Annotated in this window: 19 protein-coding genes; 3 read left to right on the plus strand and 16 right to left on the minus strand. The window is 68.5% G+C overall.

Going from position 1 to position 21,101, the window contains the following annotated elements; all coding sequences use genetic code 11:
- Window positions 1–70 precede the first annotated feature (70 nt).
- From MXD60_RS02305 to MXD60_RS02340, 8 genes are read right to left on the minus strand one after another with little or no spacing between them, the layout of a single operon-like run.
- Entirely contained in the window at window positions 71–694 is a 624-nt protein-coding gene (locus tag MXD60_RS02305) for a 4'-phosphopantetheinyl transferase superfamily protein (protein WP_248817173.1), read from the minus strand.
- A 15-nt stretch (window positions 695–709) separates the two neighbouring features.
- The gene (locus tag MXD60_RS02310) at window positions 710–964 is read right to left on the minus strand and encodes an acyl carrier protein (RefSeq protein ID WP_248817175.1); all 255 of its coding nucleotides are present in this window, start codon (window positions 962–964) and stop codon (window positions 710–712) included.
- Complete coding sequence (locus tag MXD60_RS02315; protein ID WP_248817176.1) at window positions 957–1,823, minus strand: alpha/beta fold hydrolase; 867 nt, start codon at window positions 1,821–1,823, stop codon at window positions 957–959. Before MXD60_RS02315 ends, MXD60_RS02310 begins: the two co-directional genes overlap by 8 nt.
- Entirely contained in the window at window positions 1,750–2,802 is a 1,053-nt protein-coding gene (locus tag MXD60_RS02320) for an NAD(P)H-dependent flavin oxidoreductase (protein WP_248817178.1), read from the minus strand. The genes MXD60_RS02315 and MXD60_RS02320 overlap by 74 nt, the downstream gene beginning before the upstream one ends.
- Window positions 2,802–3,629 carry a class-II aminoacyl-tRNA synthetase family protein gene (locus MXD60_RS02325; protein ID WP_248817179.1) on the minus strand — a complete coding sequence of 276 codons (828 nt, stop codon included), beginning with the start codon at window positions 3,627–3,629 and terminating at the stop codon, window positions 2,802–2,804. Before MXD60_RS02325 ends, MXD60_RS02320 begins: the two co-directional genes overlap by 1 nt.
- Entirely contained in the window at window positions 3,629–3,874 is a 246-nt protein-coding gene (locus MXD60_RS02330) for an acyl carrier protein (RefSeq protein WP_248817181.1), read from the minus strand. Before MXD60_RS02330 ends, MXD60_RS02325 begins: the two co-directional genes overlap by 1 nt.
- A complete protein-coding gene (locus MXD60_RS02335) occupies window positions 3,871–4,725 on the minus strand; it encodes a diiron oxygenase (RefSeq protein WP_248817183.1) in 855 nt (284 codons plus the stop codon). The genes MXD60_RS02330 and MXD60_RS02335 overlap by 4 nt, the downstream gene beginning before the upstream one ends.
- A gap of 41 nt (window positions 4,726–4,766) precedes the next feature.
- A complete protein-coding gene (locus MXD60_RS02340; protein WP_248817185.1) occupies window positions 4,767–5,636 on the minus strand; it encodes a hypothetical protein in 870 nt (289 codons plus the stop codon).
- 617 nt (window positions 5,637–6,253) lie between these two features.
- Between MXD60_RS02340 and MXD60_RS02345 the strand changes: the two genes are divergently transcribed.
- Entirely contained in the window at window positions 6,254–9,091 is a 2,838-nt protein-coding gene (locus MXD60_RS02345; protein WP_248817187.1) for a type I polyketide synthase, read from the plus strand.
- A 22-nt stretch (window positions 9,092–9,113) separates the two neighbouring features.
- Complete coding sequence (locus tag MXD60_RS02350) at window positions 9,114–12,536, plus strand: non-ribosomal peptide synthetase (RefSeq protein ID WP_248817189.1); 3,423 nt, start codon at window positions 9,114–9,116, stop codon at window positions 12,534–12,536.
- Here the strand turns inward: MXD60_RS02350 and MXD60_RS02355 are convergent.
- Both MXD60_RS02355 and MXD60_RS02360 read right to left on the minus strand, forming a co-directional pair.
- Window positions 12,510–13,364 (minus strand): ABC transporter permease, encoded by an 855-nt coding sequence (locus tag MXD60_RS02355; RefSeq protein ID WP_248817191.1) that lies wholly within the window; start codon window positions 13,362–13,364, stop codon window positions 12,510–12,512. The two genes, MXD60_RS02350 and MXD60_RS02355, sit on opposite strands and share 27 nt — an antisense overlap.
- Complete coding sequence (locus MXD60_RS02360; protein ID WP_518467203.1) at window positions 13,361–14,377, minus strand: ATP-binding cassette domain-containing protein; 1,017 nt, start codon at window positions 14,375–14,377, stop codon at window positions 13,361–13,363. The genes MXD60_RS02355 and MXD60_RS02360 overlap by 4 nt, the downstream gene beginning before the upstream one ends.
- A 64-nt stretch (window positions 14,378–14,441) precedes the next feature.
- On the opposite strand from MXD60_RS02360, the gene MXD60_RS02365 reads away from it, so the two are divergent.
- On the plus strand, window positions 14,442–15,068 hold the full coding sequence (locus tag MXD60_RS02365; RefSeq protein WP_248817194.1) for a TetR/AcrR family transcriptional regulator: 627 nt from the start codon (window positions 14,442–14,444) through the stop codon (window positions 15,066–15,068).
- Here the strand turns inward: MXD60_RS02365 and MXD60_RS02370 are convergent.
- The 6 genes from MXD60_RS02370 to MXD60_RS02395 all read right to left on the minus strand — a co-directional run bounded on the left by MXD60_RS02370 (window position 15,048) and on the right by MXD60_RS02395 (window position 21,038).
- Complete coding sequence (locus MXD60_RS02370; RefSeq protein WP_248817196.1) at window positions 15,048–16,256, minus strand: aminotransferase family protein; 1,209 nt, start codon at window positions 16,254–16,256, stop codon at window positions 15,048–15,050. The two genes, MXD60_RS02365 and MXD60_RS02370, sit on opposite strands and share 21 nt — an antisense overlap.
- A 121-nt stretch (window positions 16,257–16,377) precedes the next feature.
- Window positions 16,378–17,382: a ketoacyl-ACP synthase III family protein gene (locus tag MXD60_RS02375; RefSeq protein WP_248817198.1), complete on the minus strand. Its 1,005-nt coding sequence runs from the start codon at window positions 17,380–17,382 to the stop codon at window positions 16,378–16,380.
- Between the two features lie 81 nt (window positions 17,383–17,463).
- Window positions 17,464–19,044: an amino acid adenylation domain-containing protein gene (locus tag MXD60_RS02380; protein WP_248817199.1), complete on the minus strand. Its 1,581-nt coding sequence runs from the start codon at window positions 19,042–19,044 to the stop codon at window positions 17,464–17,466.
- Window positions 18,983–19,792: a thioesterase II family protein gene (locus MXD60_RS02385; RefSeq protein ID WP_248817201.1), complete on the minus strand. Its 810-nt coding sequence runs from the start codon at window positions 19,790–19,792 to the stop codon at window positions 18,983–18,985. Before MXD60_RS02385 ends, MXD60_RS02380 begins: the two co-directional genes overlap by 62 nt.
- A 10-nt stretch (window positions 19,793–19,802) precedes the next feature.
- The gene (locus tag MXD60_RS02390; protein ID WP_248817203.1) at window positions 19,803–20,078 is read right to left on the minus strand and encodes a phosphopantetheine-binding protein; all 276 of its coding nucleotides are present in this window, start codon (window positions 20,076–20,078) and stop codon (window positions 19,803–19,805) included.
- A 12-nt stretch (window positions 20,079–20,090) separates the two neighbouring features.
- Window positions 20,091–21,038 carry a chlorinating enzyme gene (locus tag MXD60_RS02395; RefSeq protein ID WP_248817205.1) on the minus strand — a complete coding sequence of 316 codons (948 nt, stop codon included), beginning with the start codon at window positions 21,036–21,038 and terminating at the stop codon, window positions 20,091–20,093.
- Window positions 21,039–21,101: the final 63 nt, after the last annotated feature.

The raw sequence follows: 21,101 nt of genomic DNA on the forward strand, positions 1-21,101 counted from the left end.
CACAATGGACCACGGCGAGCGGTCCAGCAGGAGGTGCGACCCATCTCGACGACTCTCTGAAATGCGCAACCTATCCGTGGCGACACGGCAGCAATGTCACCGGTGATCTCCGTGCGCGAAGGTCGAGCGCCACGGCAAGTGAGACATCCACCTCGGATCGGACCCGGACCGGTACCCGTGCGCCCCGATAGGACGCCTCCAACGCGTCACCGGAACGGCTGAGCCCAACCCGCCAGAACAGCAGGTCCGCGCTGGTGTCCGGGCCGTACAGCACCTTGAAGGCGGCTTCCTTGGCGGCGAACAGCTCCCGCGGCGTGAAACCCGCTCCCGGCGCGAGCAGCGCGCGCCGCTCCGACTCACGAAGGACGAAGTGAGCCACCCGCGGACTGATGACCGCGTTCTCGATATCCACACCGACCCCCGCCGCACCGGGGACCACCACCGCGACGGCCAGCCGGTCGGTGTGCGAGATCGACCCGGCGAAGCCCCGCGGAAAGCGCGGTCGGCCGTCGGCGTGGCGTGCCACGACCGACTCGGCGGCGCCGGCCGCGACCAGCGCCGCCGACGCCGCCCGGCGGCCCGCCGCGGACTCCTGGACCGAACCGTACGGTGGCCGTACTGGAGACCATTCGATCCGGACGTCCGCCGCGACGTCGGCGGGAAACAGCAGGTCGGCGGGAAACAGCAGGTCCATGGCCACCGCGCACCCTCAGACCCGGACTGCCAGCACGTGGCCCGCGAGCGAGTCGACCGAGCGTAGGACCTCCGGCCGAACGTCGTCGTCCCACTGGAAGCCGAAGGCGTCCTCCATCGCCACCAGCAGGCTGACCAGCGCGTTGGACGACACTCCCGACTGGCGCAGGGACGCCGAGTCGGGGACGGCACTGAGGAACTCGGCGTCGGTGAACAGGTCGAACAGCAGTTCCCGGATCCGCAGCCGCACTTCCGCCGCCTGGTCAGGCACGTGATTCCACTTCCTCGATGAACTTGTGCACGAGGGCCTGGAAGTGCTCGGCGTCGTCCACATACGGCACGTGGCCAGCCTTCGGCATGATCTCGTGCCGGCCGTCGGGGAACTGCTCGGCCAGCTCTTTCGCGCCCGTGGGGCCGAGGAGGAAGTCGTCGTCGCCGACGACGACCAGGGCCGGCGCCTGGATGCCGGCCAGCATCGCCGGCCGGTGCTCGTCCTTCATCGCGCGGGTGAGGCCGTTGACCAGGTCCTCGACAGTCGACAGGGCGGAGAACGCCTCCCGGAAGGCCAGGAAACCCGGAGCCCCGAGGAATTCGTTCATCTCGGCGCTGAAGACCTCCGGGTACATGTGCTCGTAGAGTCCCGGGACACCGTGCGTCTCCAGCGTACGGAGCCACGCCCGCTGTACCTGCCGCTGGCGCCGCATCCCGCGGGGACCGAAGACGGGCCCGGTCAGCACGATGCCCCTGATGCGGTCCGGATGCCTGATCGCTATGTCCCGGGCGAGCACGGTGGAGGTCGACACCCCGATGAGATACGTCGACTCGATCCCCAGCGCGTCGAGCAGTCCGATCAGATCGACGATGTGATCGTCCCAGGTCGGTTCCTCACCGATATGCGAGGAGGCCCCGTGGTTGCACATGTCATAGCTGATGAGACGGTGTTCCTTCGCGAGCTCCTCACTGAAGACCCGCCATGACGGGCTGGTCAGGAAGAAAGGGTTGACCATGGTGATCGGCGTGCCCTCACCGCGGGACTCGTAGTAGAGCTCGACCCCCTCACGCGTGCGGATCCGGGGCGTGTCCTCGCGGTAGGTGAGGTCCATACGGGACAGGTTCTCGTAGCCTGGCATCGGTGCTTTCCCTTCCCTGCTCGGCTCCCTGCATGACACGGGCGAAATCGGCGACGATGTCGGCCGCCTGGCGTTCCTGCGAAATGTCGGCGCAGGAGCGGCCGCAGTACATCGCCATCTCCTCGACCCGGCCGCTGGTGGTGATGGTCGGTACCGCGGCGCTGTAGCGCGGCACCACGTATGCCTTTCCCTCGACCACCGTGCGGCCGATGAACTTCCTGGGCTGGTCCGGGTTGCGGGTGGCGTCCGTCGCGAGCACGCGGTGGCGTCGGCCCGGCCACCCGATCTCGTACACATCGGTGATCACCGTGTCGGCCTCGCCGGCGGTGCGGACCGCGGTCTTGAAGTACGGGTGGGCCATCGACTCCCGGGCGACCACGAACGCGGTGCCGAGCAGGACGCCGTCAGCTCCCGCGGCGACTGCCCTGGCAGCCTGCGCCGGCGAACCGATCCCGCCAGCCGCGACGAGACAGGCGTCGGGCAGGAGCGCGCGCAGTTCGGCGATCAGGTCGTCCCGATCCGGCGTACCGAGCAGATGGCCGCCCGCCTCGACGCCCTGCGCCACCACGATCGCGCCGTGCCTGGCCGCGCGCACGCCGTCCTGGACGGTCCCGATCTGCACGACGAGTCGCCGTCCCGCGGCGGTGATCCGCTCGAGCACGGCGTCATCGGCCAGACCGAACAGGGACAGGTACACGTGCGGCGGCGTCTGGTCGAGGACCTGCGCGACCTGCCGGGCGAGTTCGTCCGAACCGACGACCTCCGGAATCAGGTTCACGCCGACCGGGCGGTCGGTTCCCGCGACCAGCCGCCCGAGCATGGCCGACAGTGCGCCGTCGACGAGCTTGTAACCGCCCGCGCAGCCCCCCGCGCCGGCCTCCGACACCGCGCAGGCCAGGTCCGGGCCCGCGACGCCGCCCATTCCCGACTGGAGCAGACCCACCCGAAGTCCGAGCGCCGCTGCCAACGTGGTGCGCATCAGCCCAGGTTCTCCACCGCGGCCAGCGCGGTGGTGGTGTCGCCGAAGCGCTGGGTCAGGGTGTGGACCCAGCGCTCCAGGCCGAAGGCGAGGCAGCTCGTGTGCGCGGTGTCGCCGGCGGCCTGGATGGAGCACCGCTCGCCGAAGAAGTTCCGGTGGTAGTTCACGGAGCCGATCGACAGACCCTCGACGACGAACTCCTCCTTCACCGGGAACAGCCGCTGCATCTTGGCCTTGCCGCTGTTCGGGTCGAAGAACGGATCGGTCGCCACCTCGACCTGGACGTTCAGCCCGAGCTGGGCGCAGAGCGACAGCACGGTCTGCTTGGCCCGCACGAGGTGCTGCTTGGCCCCGTCCTCCGGGCCGATGAAGACGATCTCCCGCATCGAGAAGCCCAGCAGCCGCTGGAGGCCGTCGTAGTGGTCCTCGTTGCGGAAGCAGGTGGCGACCGTGGTCCGCATCATCCCGGTGTCGGGCAGTGACGTGCCGGCGTGGTGAAGGTAGATGGCGTAGCAGGCCGCCGACGGCAGCGCGAAGGCGGCCGGTTCCATGATCTCTGGCGGGACGCTGCCCAGCGGTCGCGACGCCTCGGTCAGCAGCTTGCCAAGGCGGTGCGGGTCGAGCCTGGTCGCGGCCAGGCCCAGATGCGGGAAGTTGTCGAAGTAGTCGAAGAGGTCCAGGTCCTCGCACCGGATCAGGAACGGGAACCGGAGCTCCGGGGCCTGCCAGCCGTCGGCGAGGCGCAGGAACACCGCGTCGAGTGCCCGCAGCAGACGCAGCTGGTCGCCGTCGAGGACGGTCAGGCCGTTGTCGGTTGCTGTCGTCATCACGCCGCCTTCTGTGTGAAGAATCGCGCTTCGATCGCGTTGAGAGTGCGGAAGTCGTCCAGGTCCAGGTCTTCCGGATCGATCGGCTCGCCAGCCAACTCCTCAAGCAGGAAGATGAATTCGACGAAGGCCAGCGAATTGATGGCCCGACTGTCGATCAGATCGAAGTCGCCGTCCAGCCGGTCGAGCTTGGGATTGCGCCCCAGAATGAACTCCTGGACCGATCGCATGGCCTCGGTCGTCATGCGGCTGAACCTCCGACGCTCACGCCCGACCTGTTGAGGAACCGCCTGGTCCGCTTCAGCACCTGATCATGCGCCGCCCTCCTGGCGGGATGTTCCAGCGCGCGCCGCCGCAGGTTCAGCGCGTCCGGAATGCCGGCGTCACGGTAGGCAGCGGGGTTGTAGAGGGTGGCGATGCTGTACTGCAGATAGTCCTCGAGGTACTCGGCGATCACAGGGATCTCCGCGGGATCGCGCCTGGCCACCTGCTCAAGGAGGCCAGTGAACATCATCCGACCGAACGCGACATGCCGGCTCTCGTCCTGGTGGTGCACCCGGTTGATCTCGCGGGCGATGCGCGGTAGCGTCTCGTCGGTCGCCATGTATGCGTTGTAGTGGTCGACAATCTCCTCAAAGATCAACACGCGTGCGAACACGACCAGCTCGCGGGCCGGCGGTGAGAGGTGGTCCATCGAGCCGGCCGCCAGCCTCGGTTGCGCCGGATACAGCTTGCCGTCGTAGCGCAGGCAGAACTCGGCGAACAACCACATGTGCTCGTTCTCTTCGCCGATGAAGTGGTGGAGGAACTCCGAGACCCCCGCGTAGGCGCGCTCATGAATGCGCATGACCACTTCGCTCAGCAGCTCGCGGATGCCGTGGATGTTGAGGCTGAAGAAGTTGATCGCCTCGTATCTGGTCAGCGCGAGCTGCTGGTCGCGGGTCAGCTCGTCCCACATCTCCGTACCCGCCAGCGTGGTCAGGCTCTCGCTCATCCACGGTCGGTCGGCCTCGATGGCTTCGGGCCAGTCGAAGGCGGTGTACGGGTTGTAGTAGTCGGACTTCGCCATCTGCTCCAACCGGTCCAGGTCCAGCACGACCGGCTCGATATCGCGTACCACCATGTGCAATCGTCTCCTCAACGCACCGATCGGATATCCGCACGCACGTGGACCGGCGTGCGTGAGCCGCACTCGTGATAGCCCAGCGGCGCGCCGCCAGCAGCGGTGGACGGAATGACCTTGTTGTAGATCGACCCGAGGCACAGCTCCTGGAAGTCGTCGGTGCTCGCGGAGAGCCGCGCGGCGAGCAGGGCCTTGGCGATGTCGATGGTCCTGAGCCTGCCGTCGTCGTCCTCGACCTCGACGCAGGCATGCGGCAGATCGAGGGCGCCGCCGACCACCCCGCAGAACCAGCCCCGCCTCGCCTCGGCCCGATATCCGGCGTCCCGGAAGCGCGCGGCCAGCAGCAGGCTGGCCGCGATGCAGCTCGTCACGCCCAGCTCGTGCACCAGCGCGTAGTCGACCTGCATGGGCACGGGGATCATGTGCCAGCGATAGCCGGCGGCCAGATACTCGCCGGTCAGCCGCCGCAACTCGGCGGAGAGCACCGGAGTCCGCGCACCCGTCGTGGTCACCGTGGCGGTGTAGGTGGCCGACCCCGACGCCGGTGCCGGTGCCGTCACGTCGGTGACGCTCCCGCCGAACCGGACGATGTCCGGTTCCTCTAGCCGCCACGGGGCCTCGCCCGCACAGTCGACACACTCCAACCTGGCCTGGAACTCCCAGGTCCGCTCGCGCAGCAGGTCGTCCACTGGCCGGGTCGCGAACCGGAAGAGCATGCGGAACGCAAGTTCCGGCTGGGTCGTCGAGGTGTTCGAGTACATGCCGAGGTTATAGAGATCGTTCGGGTCGAAGTGACGGACACCGGACCGGTCCTCGTGGGGCAGTCCGGCAGCGACGAGCCGATCCATCTCCGCCGGACCGCAGCGCAGCATTTCCTGCGCCACCGATTCCGGCTGACTCCGACTGGCATATTGAGCGGGAATGAATTCGATGGATTCAGCCACCTTTTCCCAGGGCGTATCCACCGCTACAGGTCGGCCCGACACAGTCCATCTCCCGAGGCATGATCAGCACGAGGGAAAACGCAGCCGCGTCGACGGTGTCGGCGACGAGATCCGCCACCGCGGCGCAGTACCGCAGCTGTTCCCTCGAGTTCTTCGTCAAATACGTGGACACTCTCGATCGGCCCGCCGCGGCCGGCTCGATGCGCTCGACGCCTCTACCGAGACCACTGGTGGGCAGGCAAATACGCCGACTTCTACCGCCGTCAGATTACCTACGAGACAAGCCCGACGGAACATGCGGAACACACTCTCGCGAGTGCATGCGTCACGGTATGGATGCGCACCCCGTCACGAGTCACTTCCCTAACCGAACCCTCGTTCCCCATCAACCCCTATCACACCCTTAGTCAATCCCAATGGGTGACGCACGTAGGGGTCGAGGTGGGGTGTCTGCGGTTCACGACCGCACCGTAGAATCGAGCAGGAGCCAAATTTGGCATTAATTATCCGTGCTCGGGCCCACGAATTTGCCGACTATCACGGGAGCCATACGACCAATGGCTGATGAAGAGAAGCTGCGTCAGTACCTGAGGAAGGCAACCAGCGATCTGCGGCGTATCTCCCGGAAGCTGCAAGAGGCCGAACTCAGGGATTCCGAGCCCGTCGCGATCGTCGGCATGGGCTGCCGGCTGCCACCTGACCTGCGTTCCGCGGCGGATCTCTGGCGGTTCGTGGCCGGCGAGGGCGACGGCATCTCGCCTTTTCCCGACGACCGGGGATGGGGCGCCGTCGGCGTTCCCGGGGACGGCGCCCCGGTGGCACCGGAGCCAACGGCGCGCCGGGGAGGATTCGTGGCCGGCGCCGACCGGTTCGATGCCGAGTTCTTCGGCATCGGCGAACACGAGGCGTTGGCGATGGATCCGCAACAGCGGCTGCTCCTGGAAACCGCGTGGGACGCGGTCGACCATGCCGGCCTTGATCCCGCCGGCCTGCGCGGGACGCCGACAGGCGTCTACGCCGGTGTCTCCTACTGCAACTACGGCGCCGGGCCGCAGCCGGCGCTCCCCACCGGAGTCAGGGAACAGCTGATCCTCGGCGGCGCCCCGAGCACGGCCTCGGGCCGGGTCGCCTATGCCCTGGGCCTGCACGGACCGGCCATCAGCGTCGACACGGCCTGCTCGTCCTCGCTCGTCGCCATCCACCTGGCCTGTCAGGGACTGCGGCGCGGCGACTGCGAGCTCGCGCTGGCCGGCGGCGTCACGATCATGGCCACGCCGGACGTCGTCATCGAGTTCGGCCGCCGCGGCGCTCTCGCCGGGGACGGCAGCTGCAAGCCCTTCGCCGCCGCCGCGGACGGCATCGGATTCGGCGAAGGCGCCGGGATGCTGGTGCTGGAACGCCTCTCCGTTGCTCTGCGGCGCGGTCACGACGTGCTCGCGGTGATCCGCGGGTCGGCTGTCAACCAGGACGGAGCGACGAACGGGCTGACCTCACCGAGCCGCGCGGCGCAGGAGGCGGTCATCCGGGCGGCGCTGGCGGACGCCGGGCTCGCCCCCGACCAGGTGGATGCGGTCGAAGCGCACGGTACCGGCACACCGCTGGGTGACTCGATCGAGGCTGAGGCGGTCATCGCCACGTACGGCGAGACCAGGATGGCCGACCGGCCGCTGCGGTTGGGCTCGGTCAAGTCGAACATCGGCCACACGCAGACCGCGTCCGGGGTGGCGAGCGTGATCAAGATGGTGATGTCCATCCGCTCGGCAACGCACTCGCGAACGCTGCACATCGACCAGCCGTCCACCTACGTCGACTGGTCCGCCGGGACGGTCCTGCTGACCGCCGAGTCGGCTCCCTGGCCGTCTCCCGGTCGGCCCCGGCGGGCCGGCGTGTCCTCCTTCGGCATCAGCGGCACCAACGCACACCTGATCCTCGAGGAACATGCCGCCGACGCGTCCGCCCCGGCGCCGGACGACGCCGACGGGGCCTGCACGCCGTGGGTGCTCTCAGCGAAGTCCGAGCCAGCACTGCGCGCCATGGCCCTGGAACTCGGCGACTTCCTCACCTCCACGCCTGCCCACACCGCGGCGGTCGCGCGGTCGCTCGCCCGCACGAGGACGGGATTCAAGCACCGTGCGGTCAGCATGGGCGCCTCCGCCGACGAGCATCGCGCCGCGCTCGCGGCGCTGGCCCGCGGCGAGGAGAGGCCCGGTCTGGTGACCGGTGTGGGCACCGCCGCGACGACGGCCGTCGTGTTCACCGGCCGCGAGCCGGGAGCCGCCGGCTCGACCCGGAGGCTGGCGGAACGCTGGCCCGCCTTCGCCGAGGCCCACGGCGAGGTGTGCACCCGGCTGGAACGCCATCTCGACCGCCCGGTGCCGGCGTACCCGCACGCTGCCGTGTTCGCCCTTCAGGTGGCGCTGTACCGCCTGATCAGTTCGTGCGGAGTGACGCCGGACCTCGTCGCCGGCACGGGAATCGGCGAGATCACCGCGGCTCATGCCGCCGGCGTCCTGTCCCTGGACGACGCCACCGCGCTCGCGGCCGCCGCCGCGCGGGCGATCGACGCCGGGAACGGGGACGGGAACGGGAACGGGAACGGGCTGCGGGTCACCGCCGAGCGGGTGGGCTACGCCACGCCGCGTATCGCGATCCTCTCCCCTGGCGAACCCGGCCGTCCGGACTACTGGGCGGCCGGCGAGTTCCTGCGAACCGGCGCCGAGGACGCCGTGTCCGGCGTGCGGTCGCGGGGCGCGACGAGCTGCCTGGATCTTGATCCGGGCGCCATCGTCACCGAGGAGGTACTGCTCGCCCGCCTCGCGACGGCGTACGCGGCCGGAACGGCGGTGTCGTGGGAAGCCGTCCTCGCCGGTACGAACGCCGGCCACCTCCGCCTGCCCGGCTACCCGTTCCAGCGCAGGCGCTACTGGATCGACCCGGCGGCCACCCGCGGCCGAGGCGGGAACGACGAATCCGATCCGGGCGAGCGGGCGGCGGCCCTCACCGCGCTGGACACCGCCGAGCCGTGGGACGTCGACCAGCTCTCGCGGCTCGCCGTGGAGGATCCGCAGACGGCCCGCCAGACGCTCACGGACCTGCTGTTCGTCCGGGTGAGCGCGTTGGTCGACGGGCTCGCGGAGGACCGGGAGAGCCAGCGCGCCCGGTTCCCCGACACCCGGCTGGGTGAACTCGGCATGGACTCGCTGCGAACGATGCGGCTGCGGGACCAGTTCCGCACGGAGCTTCTCGTGGACGTCCCGCCGCAGCGCCTTCTGGGCGACACGACCGTGGCGGACATCGTCGACCTGGTCTGCGGGTCGCTTGCCGCCCGCTTCCTCGTCGTCGCCGACGCCACGGCAGCCGAGGCACCCGGACTGATGGAAGAACTCATCCTGTAAGCCCCGCCCGGAAGGCAGGCACATGGCTACTGATCTCTTCGCCGAGTTGTACCGCCGCGGAGTCCGCATGCGGCTGGCTGACGGCCGACTTCACGTCACGGCGCCATCCGGCGCTCTCACCGCCGAGCTACGCGAGGAGATGAGCCTTCGCCGGGCTGAGCTCATCGAGGTCATCTCGCGCTCCGAGAGCGCGGACGAACCGACGAACCTCGTCGCGCGGCCAGGGGAGCGGCACGACCCGTTTCCGTTGACCGACGTCCAGCAGGCGTACTGGGTGGGTCGGACGCCGGGGGTGGAACTCGGCGGCAACTCGACCCACTGCTACCTCGAGTTCGACGCCGCGGATCTCGACGTCCCGAGGCTGGGCGAGAGCCTCGACTCGCTGGTCCGGCACCACGACATGCTCCGGGCGGTCATCGCGCCCGACGGCCGCCAGCGGGTCCTGCCCGAGGTTCCGCCGTACGAGATCCGCGTCACCGACCTGTCCGGGCTCGACCCCGCGGCGCAGGAGGCGGGGATCGAGCAGATCCGGGCGGAGCTGGCGCATCAGGTCCTGCCCGCCGACCGCTGGCCGCTGTTCGAGGTCCGCGTGACCCGCCTGACAGGGCGGCGCTGGCGCCTGCACCTCAGCCTGGACATGCTCGTCATGGACGGGTTCAGCTTCGGAATCTTCCAGCGCGACTGGTTCCGTTTCTACAGCCAGCCGGACTCCCCGCCCGAGCCCCTCGACATCACCTTCCGCGACTTCGTTCTCGTCGAGCAACGGCAGCAGGGCGAGCGGCGGTTCGAGGCCGACCGGCGGTACTGGCTGGACCGGCTCGACCACCTGCCGCCCGCTCCCGAACTGCCACTGGCCGTCCAGCCCGGGCAGCTCTCCAGCCCGAGGTTTGCCCGGCGCCATGGCCGGGTGTCCCGCGATCAGTGGTCCGTCATCAAGAAGGCCGCCCGCAGCCAGGGTCTCACCCCGTCCGCGGTGCTCGTCGCCGCCTACGCCGACGTGCTCCGGCACTGGTCGAAACGGCCCGAGTTCACGCTCAACCTGACACTGTTCAACCGGTCACCGCTCCATCCGCAGATCGGGGGGGTGATCGGCGACTTCACCTCGCTGGTTCTGCTCGAGACGCGGCCCGAGCCCGAGGAGTCCTTCGCCGAGCGGGCGAAGCGCCTGCACCACCAGCTCATGGACGATCTCGGACACTCCACGTATTCGGGCGTCCGCGTGCTGCGGGAGCGCGCCAGGCGTCTGGGCGGCCGGCCGGGGGCCGGAATGCCGGTGGTGTTCACCAGCATGATCGGCTTCGACTCCGAGTCCAGCTTCACCGAAACCGCCCAGGTGTTCGGCGACGTCGTCTACGGCGTCAGCCAGACGCCTCAGGTCTGGCTTGACTACCAGGTGCTCGAGGACCGCGGCGAGCTGCTGGTCAACTGGGACTTCGTCGAGGAGCTCCTCCCCGCCGGCATGCTGGACGAGATGTTCGACGCGCACCTGACGTGCCTGGAGCGCCTCGGCGAGAGCCGGACCGCGTGGGACGAGCGGGAGCTCGTCACGCTCCCGCCGGCGCAGGCCGTCGAGCGCCGCCAGGCCAACGACACCAGGTCGGCCATCCCCCCGCGGACGCTCTGCGGCCTCGTCGAGGAGCAGGCCGGGCGGACTCCGGACGCGATCGCCGTGATCTCGGCCGACGGCGAGCACACCTATCGCGAACTGGTCGACGACGCCTGTCGGCTGGCCCACGTCCTGCAGTCGATCGACGCGACCCCGAACACCCTGATCGGTGTCATCGCCGAGAAGGGGTACGAGCAGGTGGTGGCGACCCTCGGCGTCAGCCGGTCCGGGGCCGCGTACCTGCCGATCGAGCCGCGCTGGCCGGCCGCCCGGCGAGCGCAGATCCTCCAGCAGGGTCAGGTGAAGGTCGTGGTGACGACACCGCGACTGCGCGACGAGTCGGGGTGGCCGGACGGCATCCGGCTGGTGACCCTTGCCGACGCCGAGGTACGGTCCGCACCGTCCAGCCCGCCGCCGCACGGCCCTGCCCCGGACGACCTGGCGTATGTGATCTTCACCTCCGGATCCACCGGCAGGCCGAAGGGGGTCATGATCGATCATCAGGCGGCGGCCAACACGATCCAGGACCTCAACGACCGCTTCCGGGTCAGCTCGGAGGACCGGGTGCTGGCGCTGTCCGCCCTCAGCTTCGACCTCTCCGTGTATGACATCTTCGGTCTACTGGCCGCGGGAGGCGCTGTCGTCATGCCGGAGCCGGGCAGGTCGCAGGAGCCGAGGCACTGGACCGACCTGGTCGACCGGCACCGGGTGACGATCTGGAACAGCGTGCCCGCCCTCGTCCAGGCGTGGATCGAGGCGCACGAACCGACCGCTCCCCCGCCCCCGCACGGGCCGCGGCTGGTCATGATGAGCGGGGACTGGATCCCCGTGGCGTTGCCGGACCGGATCCGCGCGATCTACCCCGCGGCCCGGCTGATGAGCCTGGGCGGCGCCACCGAGGCGTCCATCTGGTCGGTTCACTACCCGATTGGCGCGGTGCCCCCGGAGTGGTCCCGGATCCCCTACGGCACACCGCTCGCCAACCAGACCATGCACGTCTACAACCAGTGGCTGGAGCCGAGCCCGGTCTGGGCGACGGGTGAGATCTACATCGGTGGGGCCGGCGTGGCCCGCGGCTACTGGGCCGATCCCGACCGGACGGCGGAGCGGTTCATCGTGCATCCCCGCACCAAGGCCCGCCTCTACCGGACCGGCGACCTCGGCCGCTATCTCCCCGGCGGGGACATCGACTTCCTCGGCCGGGAGGATTCGCAGATCAAGCTCAACGGCTACCGCATCGAGCTCGGCGAGATCGCGGTCCCGTTGCGGCGGCAGCCCGGCATCCGTGACGCGCTGGTCGCTGTGGACACCAACCCCCGGACGGGCCGCCGCCAGCTGGTCGCCTACCTGGTGCCCGAGCAGGGAGAGGCCGCCGCCGGGCGGACGCATCCCGACGCCGACGCGCTGCGCGCCGCGCTCGAGGAGATCCTCCCGGAATACATGGTGCCCCGGCACTATCTCGTCATCCCGAAGGTGCCGCTGGGCCCGAACGGGAAGGTCGACACGTCGGCGCTGCCCGCCCCGCGGGACCAGCAGTCGCCCGGCAGCAGGTCCGCTCCGCGGGACGAGCTGGAGCGGACGCTGCTGTCCTTCTGGCAGGAGGTCCTGGAGCGCGACGACTTCGGGACGGAGGAGAACTTCTTCGAGCTCGGTGGGGACTCCCTGCACGCGATCGGCGTCCTGGAACGGATCAGCGCGGAGTTCGGCGCGGCCGAAGGTCAGAACGACGGTCTGCGCACCCTCTTCGAAAACCCCACGGTCGCCCGCCAGGCCGCCGCCATGCGGGCCAACCGCCGGCAGGATGATGTTCGGTCAGCTCTGCCTGCCGTAGAGGCGTAACGCGATCGGCGCGCACACCAGGGTGATGACGGCAGTGGCGATGAGCGACCAGGCGACGTCCGCACCGGCGTCGCCTGTGTCGTTCATCAGGTCCCGGGCCGCGCTCGCGACATGGCTGAGCGGGTTGACGTCGACGAAGGCCCGGAGCCAACCAGGCATGGTGCTGGGCTGGACGAAGACGTTGCTCGCGAACGACAGCGGCATCAGCACGGCGTTCGCGATGCTGAGGACGACCGCCGAGTCCCGGACGGCCAGGGCGACCGCGGCCCACAGCAGCGACAGCGAGAGCCCGAACGCGACGACCAGGACAACCGCGGCGAGCACGCCCGGCGCACCGCCGTCGGGGCGGTAGCCCATGGCCAGGCCGAGGCCCAACACGATGGCGGAGGCGAACAGGTAGCGGAAGACGTCGCTGAGCAGCCCGCCGAGGATCAGGGCCCCGCGCCAGACCGGCAGGCCGCGGAAACGGTCGAAGGCTCCGCTGCGCACATCCTGGGCGAGACGGCCGCCGCCGTACATGGTGACGATGGCAATGCTCATGCTGAGCACGCCGGGCAGCAGGTCAGTGAGGTAGTCGCCGGTCGAACCGCTGATGGCACCGCCGAACAGGTAGGTGAACAGCACGGTGAACAGGATCGGGATGGCTGCCGAGTCGACGAGCTGCTTGGGGTCGTGCCTGAGCTTGAGCATGGCGCGGGTACCGAAGGCGGCCGAGGCGGTCAGGGCCCCGGCACGGCGTCGCTCGCGTCCCGCAGCGAGCAGCGCGTCGATCGGGACCTCCGGGTCCTCTGCCGCGGCGGGGCTGGTGGGGATGGCCAGGGTGCTCACGCCTGCGGCTCCTCATGGTCGGTGGTGGCGGGACCGGTTCGATGACCGGTCAGCGCGAGGAAGGCCTCGTCCAGACTGGGCTGGCCCAGGGAGAGCTCGGCGATGCCCACCCCGGCCTCGCCGAGCCGGGTCATGGCGTGCCCGACCAGCCGGCCCGTGTCCGTCGCGTCCGGCTGGGTGGCGATCATCACGGACAGGGCGAGCGGGTCGGCGGCGGGCTGAACCGTCCCGGCCAGAGCGCCGGCCAGGATCTGCGACGCCTGCGGACGCTGCTCGCCGTCGAGGAGCCGGATGTGCAGGGTGCTGGAGCCGACGCGGGACTTCAGCTGGGCGCTGGTGCCCTCGGCGACTATCCGACCGCTGTCGATGACCGCGATCCGCTCGGCGAGCTGGTCAGCCTCCTCGAGATACTGGGTCGTGAGCAGCACGGTGGTACCGGCCGCGGCCACCCGACGGACGAGCTCCCACACCTGGTTGCGGCTGCGCGGGTCGAGCCCGGTGGTCGGCTCATCGAGGAACAGCAGGTCGGGAGTCACGATCAGGCTGGCGCCGATGTCGAGCCGGCGGCGCATACCGCCCGAGTAGCCGCCCACCGGGCGGCCGGCCGCACCGGTCAGGTCGAACGCGGCGAGCAGTGCGTCGGCACGCTCTCTGCGGGCAGCCCGGGGCAGCCCCTGGAGCCGGCCGAGGATGAGCAGGTTCTCGTAGCCGGTCAGGTCCTCGTCGAGGGAGGCGAACTGCCCGGTGACCGCGACCCGGGCCCGGATCGCCTGCGCCTCGGTCAGCACGTCGTGGCCGAGGACGCGGACCATGCCGCCGGATGGTCGGGCCAACGTCGCCAGGATGCGGATCGTGGTGGTCTTGCCGGCCCCGTTGGGGCCAAGGAACCCGAACACCTGACCGCGCGGAATCGTCAGGTCGATGCCGTCCAGGGCCCGGTTCTCCCCGTAGACCTTGGTCAGGCCGCGCGCCTCGACAGCCGGATGATCTCCATCCGAACTCACTTTTGTCATACTGTAAGAGTTAATTACCTCTTACAGCTTGTCAAGGTTTCGGTCGGCGCCGTACGATTTTCGCGTGACCGACCCGACCAACGGCGCCCCGCCGGCCCGCCGCCGCCGGTCGGACGCCCGACACAGCATCGACGCGATCCTGGGCGCGGCCCGCGTCGTGCTCGGCGAACGCCCCGAAGCGAGCGTGGAGGACATCGCCGCGGCGGCCGGCGTCACGCGGCAGACCGTCTACGCGCACTTTCCCTCTCGCGAGGCGCTCGTCGTGGCCTTCGTCGAGGTCGCGGCCGCCGAGTACGTCGCCGCGCTCGACGCCGCCGACCTCGACACCGCTCCACCCGCCGAGGCGCTCACCCGGTTTCTCGACGCCGGATGGCAGTTCCTCGACCGCCACCCGTTTCTGCTCAACCCCACCGCGCCCGGGATGCCGAGGCCCGGGCGCAACGCTCTCTCCGACGTGGTGCCCCTGCGGCTCGAACGGCTCATCAAGCGAGGCCAGCACACGGGCGACTTCGACGTGCCGCTGCCCGCCACCTGGCTCGCCGAGGCCGTCATCGGACTTCAGCACGCCGCGGCGGCACAGGTCGCGGCCGGCCGGGCCACCGCCGGCGAGGCGAAGGCGCTGTGCCTGGAAAGCACCCGGCGCCTCTGCGGCTGCGAGGTGGCTCGGCCGCTAGGCCATGACCGGCCGTAGACCGGACACCACCTTCGCGAATCTCTGCGCCGCGAACTCCGCTTCCTCCATGGTCATCGTCAGCGGCGGCATCAGCACGACGGTGTCGGGCGTGTAGTGGACGAGCAGGCCCTGCCGTCGGCACGCCGTCTCCAGGTGGCGTCGGTCCAGCATCGAGAGCGGACTGCCGTCGTCGTCCACCAGGTCGATCGCCACATGGGCGCCGACCGCACGGACACCGCCGAACGTGGCGGCACCGGCGAGCAGGCCGCTCAGCCGATCGCACAGCAACCGGCCGAGTGCCCGACCATTGGCCACCAGATCCTCGGACGTGTACGCACGGATCGCGGCAAGCGCCGCGGCGCAGGAGACCGGGTGGCCGTCCGTGGTCGACGCGTGCGCGAAGACCGTGCCGTTGGTGTCGAACGCCTGGAAGATCTGGTCGGTCACCAGGACAGCACCAAGCGGCGCGTAGCCCGCGGTGATGCCCTTCGCGAGGCACATGATGTCCGGTGCGACCCCGGAGATATCGGCCGCGAACATCTCACCCATCCGGCCGAAACCCGTGAATGCCTCGTCGAAGATCAGCAGGATGTCGTGCCGTGTGCAGTACTCACGCACGGCCCGCAGGTACTGGTCGGGAAGAGGCTGGCCGTTTCGCCCCTTCACCGGCTCGACGATGACCGCCGCGACGCGCTCCGGCCCCAGCGCGTCCACACCCTCGACGAACCCGGCCGCGGAGTCGTCCGTCGGCTCCGGAAGGTGGCGGAACCCGTCCGGCATGGGCCCGAACTGCCAGTGCATGACCCGCTGCCCGCTCGCAGCCATCGCCGCCATCGGGCTGCCGTGGTAGCTGTCCTGGAGACCCACGATGACACGCTTCTGCCGCCGACCCTGGTTTCGATGATAGGCGCGGGCCATCAGCACCGCGCTCTCAACCGCCGCGCCGCCCGTGTGGCAGAACCGCACCCGGCTCAGGCCGGCGGGGGCGAGGTCGGTCAGGGCCCGCGCCAGTTCCACGACCACCGGAGCCGGCAGTTCCCACCGCACCATGCAGACATAGGGCAGCTCGCGTGCCTGCCGGCACATCGCCTCCACGACATCACTTCTGCCGTAGCCCAGCATCATGTTGCCCACGCCCGCCCGGGCGTCGAGGGCGCGGTTCCCGGCGGCGTCGATCAGCCAGGAACCCTCACCTCTGACCCACATGTCCCCGGGACCGCTCTGGTCGAGGATCGTTGACGTGGGTATGGTCCCATGCCACAGGGCATAGTTTTCGCGATCCCAGGTGCTCGCCGTCACAGCCGTGTTCCCTCCGGTCTCCGCGCTACTACTCCGGCCGCTGGACCACCGCGCACGTGAAGGTGAATCCGCCGGTACCCTGGACGATCATTCCGAACTCGCCCGGCTCAAGGCTCGCCTCGATGTCCACCAGATTCGCCAGGAAGTCGCCGGCGCCCAGGCAGCCCGTGCCGCACTCCAGGTACCGAGGATTTCCGCCGACGATTTCACTGATGGCCGGCTTGAACATTCCCTCCCGCATCGTCCGGGTAAGCCGCGGCAGTGCGATGCGGCTCAGGTCCGCGGGTCCGATCTCGGCCGCACCCAGCGCCCGCAGGACAAGTTCGTGCAGTTTGGGAAGGCCGAGCTTGACCAACCGCGCCGCCTCACCGGACTCCCTGAAGACCTTGTTGGCGCGCCGGAGGTCGATCGGAGCACCGTGCCCCAGCGGGACGGTGGTGAACTCGTCGAGCCCACGCATCTGGGCTTCCCATTCGGAGTCCGTCACCATCTCGAGCGAGAGCAGCCGGAGAAAATCGTCCCCCTCGCCCGGCCGGCCGAGCAGGACCGCGGTCGCCGAGTCCGAGTAGGCCGCATCGTCGTCACTCGCCCAGCGGTTGAATCCCGGCGCGCAGAACCGGTCCGCGGTCGTGATGAGAGCCGCACTCGAAGCTGGGGTGGCGGCCAGCCACTTGGCAGCGAGATGCAGCGCCACAGCACCGCCGTTGCAGAGTTGCTGAATATTGACGGGAAGCGCGTCGGGAATACCGGCCTGATGCGCGACGTAGTGCGCCGGTGACCACATGTCAAAGCCCTGGTGGTAGCTGAATGAATGAGCCAGGAGGCCAATGTCGGCCGGCTCGAACCTGCTCTTCTCCAGCGTGCTTTCCGCCGCCCGAACGGCCATCTGGGGTGGCGCGAGGTCGCCCTGGGAGACATACAGTTCCGTTACGCCGATACGTTCCACATCAGCCGCGCTGAGTTCGCCGTCCGGAGCGCTTTCCCGGTCCGGCGGAAGCCAGAGGGTCGCCGCCTTGACACCCAGTTCATTCATCGCGCTTCCTCGCCCTTCCCTCGTCCTCACTGAGGCGTCCCATCGCCCGGTCACGTGCATCTGGCCATCGAACGCGGATCGCTATCGGGTGGGAGCATCCTGATAGCGCCGTTGCGACAGAAGCGCCCGCCGGTCCACCTTGCCCGAACCCGTCAGCGGCAGGCTGTCGCACAGATGGATCTCCCCGGGCAGCATGTAGCCGGGAATCTTCGCGACCAGGTGGTCGTGGCACGCCTGGGGTGTGCAGGCCTTGTCGGCAGGCACGACGAAGGCCACCACCACCTTCTCACCGGAGTCCTTCTCGCTGGTGGTCACATAGCTTTGCCTGACGTGCGGCACCTCGTTCATGAAGTGCGCGATCTCGCCCAGCTCGATGCGGAATCCGTTGACCTTCACCTGGTCGTCCAGTCGACCCTGGAAGACAACATTTCCATCTTCCCGACAGTATCCGCGGTCACCAGTATGGTAAAGCCTTACCATTTTACCGTCGATGTCGTATTCGACGAACTTCCGGCTCGTCATCTCCTGCATTCCCAGATAACCTGGCGACAGCCCGGGACCCGCCAGGCACACTTCTCCGACTTCGCCCGCGGCACACAGGGCACCGTCCCGGACAATGTACAGAGAGGTGTTCTGAATGGGCAGTCCAATGGGCAGCGCGGACTCGCCCAGCACGGAGTCCAGAACCGGGTAGAAGGTGGCGAAGACCGAGCACTCGGTCGGCCCGTAGACGCTCACGACCTTGCCGTTACCGTAGTGTTTCCGGGCCCTCTCGACGTGCCGCAGCGAATGAGCCTCACCGCCGGTGAGGACTGTTTGCACGCCGTCCAGGATGCCGGGGTCCTCGTCTACTATCACGTTGAAGAGCGCCGTCGTCAGGAACACCGCGGTGGCACCGGTCCGCCGCAGGAGCTGTCTGAGCTCCGAGAGTCGGAGGAAGTCCGCCGGATAGAGCACGCAGGTTCCGCCGTTGAGAAGTGCTCCCCAGATCTCGAAAACCGCGGCGTCAAACGACAACGACGCGAGCTGCGGAATGACGGCATTCTCGTCGAGGTTGACGTAACGGGCGTTGAAAACCAGCCGGACGACGCCCTCGTGCCGGATCGGGACACCCTTGGGGGATCCCGTCGACCCCGACGTGAAGACGATGTAGGCGAGGGCGTCCGGCCGGACCCGCAGGTCAGGATTTTCCGCGGTCGCGTCCAGCACGGCCAGATCGACCAGAAGGACCTGCATGTTCTCGAAACGGCCGGTCACTCCAGTGGCCTCGTCGGCCAGCAGCACCGCGCAGTCCGCCTGGCCGAAGATCCCGTTCAGACGCTCGTCCGGCCACGTGCGATCAAAGGGGAGGTACGTCGCGCCGCATTTTATGATCGCCAGCATCGCGACGATCATTCCCGGAGAGCGCCTGACGCTCAGTCCGACGACGTCGCCGGGAGTCACTCCGGCCGCGCGGAGCCGGGCTGCCAGGCTGTTCGCCAGGCCGTTGAGCTCGCGGTAGGCGAGTTTACGCTCCTGATGGATGACCGCAACGGCCTCCGGACGCCGGCCGGCGGCACGCTCGAAGAGTTCCTTCAGGCTCTCCGCCGGGTAACTGCCGTCAGTCCCGTTGATCTTCCGGTGAACCGCCAGAGCCGCTTCCGAAAGAGCGATCATCTCCATTAAAACTCCCCAGGCGTGTGTTGACGATTTCCGTTACGTACTCTGGGTGACTGTCCACGAAGAAATGACCGCCAGGAACTTCGAGCAGCTCGCAGTGCCGCTTGGTGAACCTCCGCCAGCCGCGCATCGTTTGCTGGCTTTCGATCGGGTCATCCGGGCTGTAGAGGGCAGTGATGGGAACATCTACCGCGGCGGCGTGCCGGTGATTCCATATCTCCGCGAGTCGGATCTCGCTACGGACCGTCGGCAGGAGCAGGCGCAGCAGCCGCTCATGTTCGAACAGCTCCGCCGGCGTACCGCCCATCTTTCCCACCGCGCCCCGGAAGTCACTCTCGGTCATCTGGTACATGTACGGACGCCGTTGCGGCATATCCGGGCTGCGGCAACCGGAAACGAACAGTCTGCGCGTCATTCCCGGGTACTCGGCCGAGGCGAGCCGGGCCAGCTCGTATGCCAGCCGCCCACCGAAACTGTGACCGTAGAAAGCATGCCGACGGTTCAGGTGCGGCGACAACGCCTCGAAGACGTCCTCCACCAGGGGCTGCCACCGCTCGTAGCGCGGTTCTCTGAGCCGGCGGCCCCGGCCGGGCAGTATCACGCACAGCACCTCGACGTCATCCGCGATGCCGCCGCACCAGGCCCGGAACGTCTCAGGGCTCCCGCCCGCGTAGGGAAAGCAGAGAAGTGTGCTGGCAGGCTCCGCCACCGCCTTGAGGGTCATCACCCACTTGTCGACCGTTGCTGCCATGGCTGCCCGGCTAGTCCGCCACCGCGCCGGCGCGCTTGCTGTTCCGCTGGATGCTGGCCACGATCTCCGCGATCCGGCTCTCCGTGAACAGCTCATCCGGCGGAAGCGAGTCGTCGCCGAAGTCTCGTTCGGCCCGGTCGATCAGTTTCACCGCGGTGAGTGACGTACCGCCGGCCTCGAAGAAGTCATCCTCGCCGCCAGACACCCGGAGGCCGAGTTTCCGGCACTCGTCGACAACCCAGGCCAGCAGTGCTTCCGGTACCATTGGATTCTCCTTCTCGCTCATGTGCCGACGCTCCTAGCGGGTCTGGAACCGAAAGCCGTTGACAGTGCTCTCGATAAAACGATTGTGGTCGTATCGATCCTGGCCGGACACCAGCACGCAGCCATACTTCTCGAGGCTGGCCCGCGCCCCGAACTCCTGGAGCTCGTCGGAGTACGGGTAGACTCGGACCTCGGTCGGCAGATAGCGCGACGCGAATCCGAGCCGCATCCGATCGGTTTCGCCGCTGTGCGGATGAGAGGCATGCATGAGCGTCGACCAGAAGAGAATAAACTGCCCTTGGCGCATGACCTGGGAGACGGCCCTGGACTCGTCAGGACTCCAGTCCGGGTCCTTCTGCAGCTGCCGGAAGTCGTAGCCGAAGAGCCCGCGCCTCACACCACCCTTGTCCACCTGGTTGATCTTGTCAGCGTCATATTCCATTATCTTCGACTCGTCGTAGTGCATCGTCGACTGAGTACCCGGAATGAACTGCAGGCAGCCGTTCTGGACCGTCGCCTCCGTGAAGGCGGTCCAGGCCGTTATGGTGCCCCCGAACTCCGAGTCCTCCGGCCACACGATGTGCGGGTGCTTCGAACCATCGACGCTGGAGAAGTTGTCCGCCTGGTGCCAGTCGGTCCCCTCGTCCCCCGGGTACTTCGGAAAGAGCTCGGTTCGCCAGCAGAGCGTGTCGGGCCCGAGGATGCTCGACACCCGGTCCACGATCTCCGGCCGAGTAACGTGCTCGGCGAGGAAGTCGACGTCGATATGACGATCGTAGCTGGCCGCCAGATTCGTGTTACCGGATTCCGTCTGGCCTTCACTGTAGATGGCCGATCTGGTCCTGAGCAGTTTCGGTCTGATCCGCTTGAGATGGGATTCCATCTCCTCTTCGGTGTACAGGTCGAACGGGCCGATATAGCCGTCACGAGCGAACTGCTCCAGCTCTTCGGCGCTCAGTGCGAACGTTTTCGTTGGAGCCATGACTTCCCCTTGATCCTCATCGTGCTCGAAGACGTCACCTGGGCGAAACAAGGCCGGCTGGGC

Origin of the sequence: Frankia sp. AgB32 (assembly GCF_023243045.1) — a bacterium.
Taxonomy (GTDB): Bacteria; Actinomycetota; Actinomycetes; order Frankiales; family Frankiaceae; genus Frankia.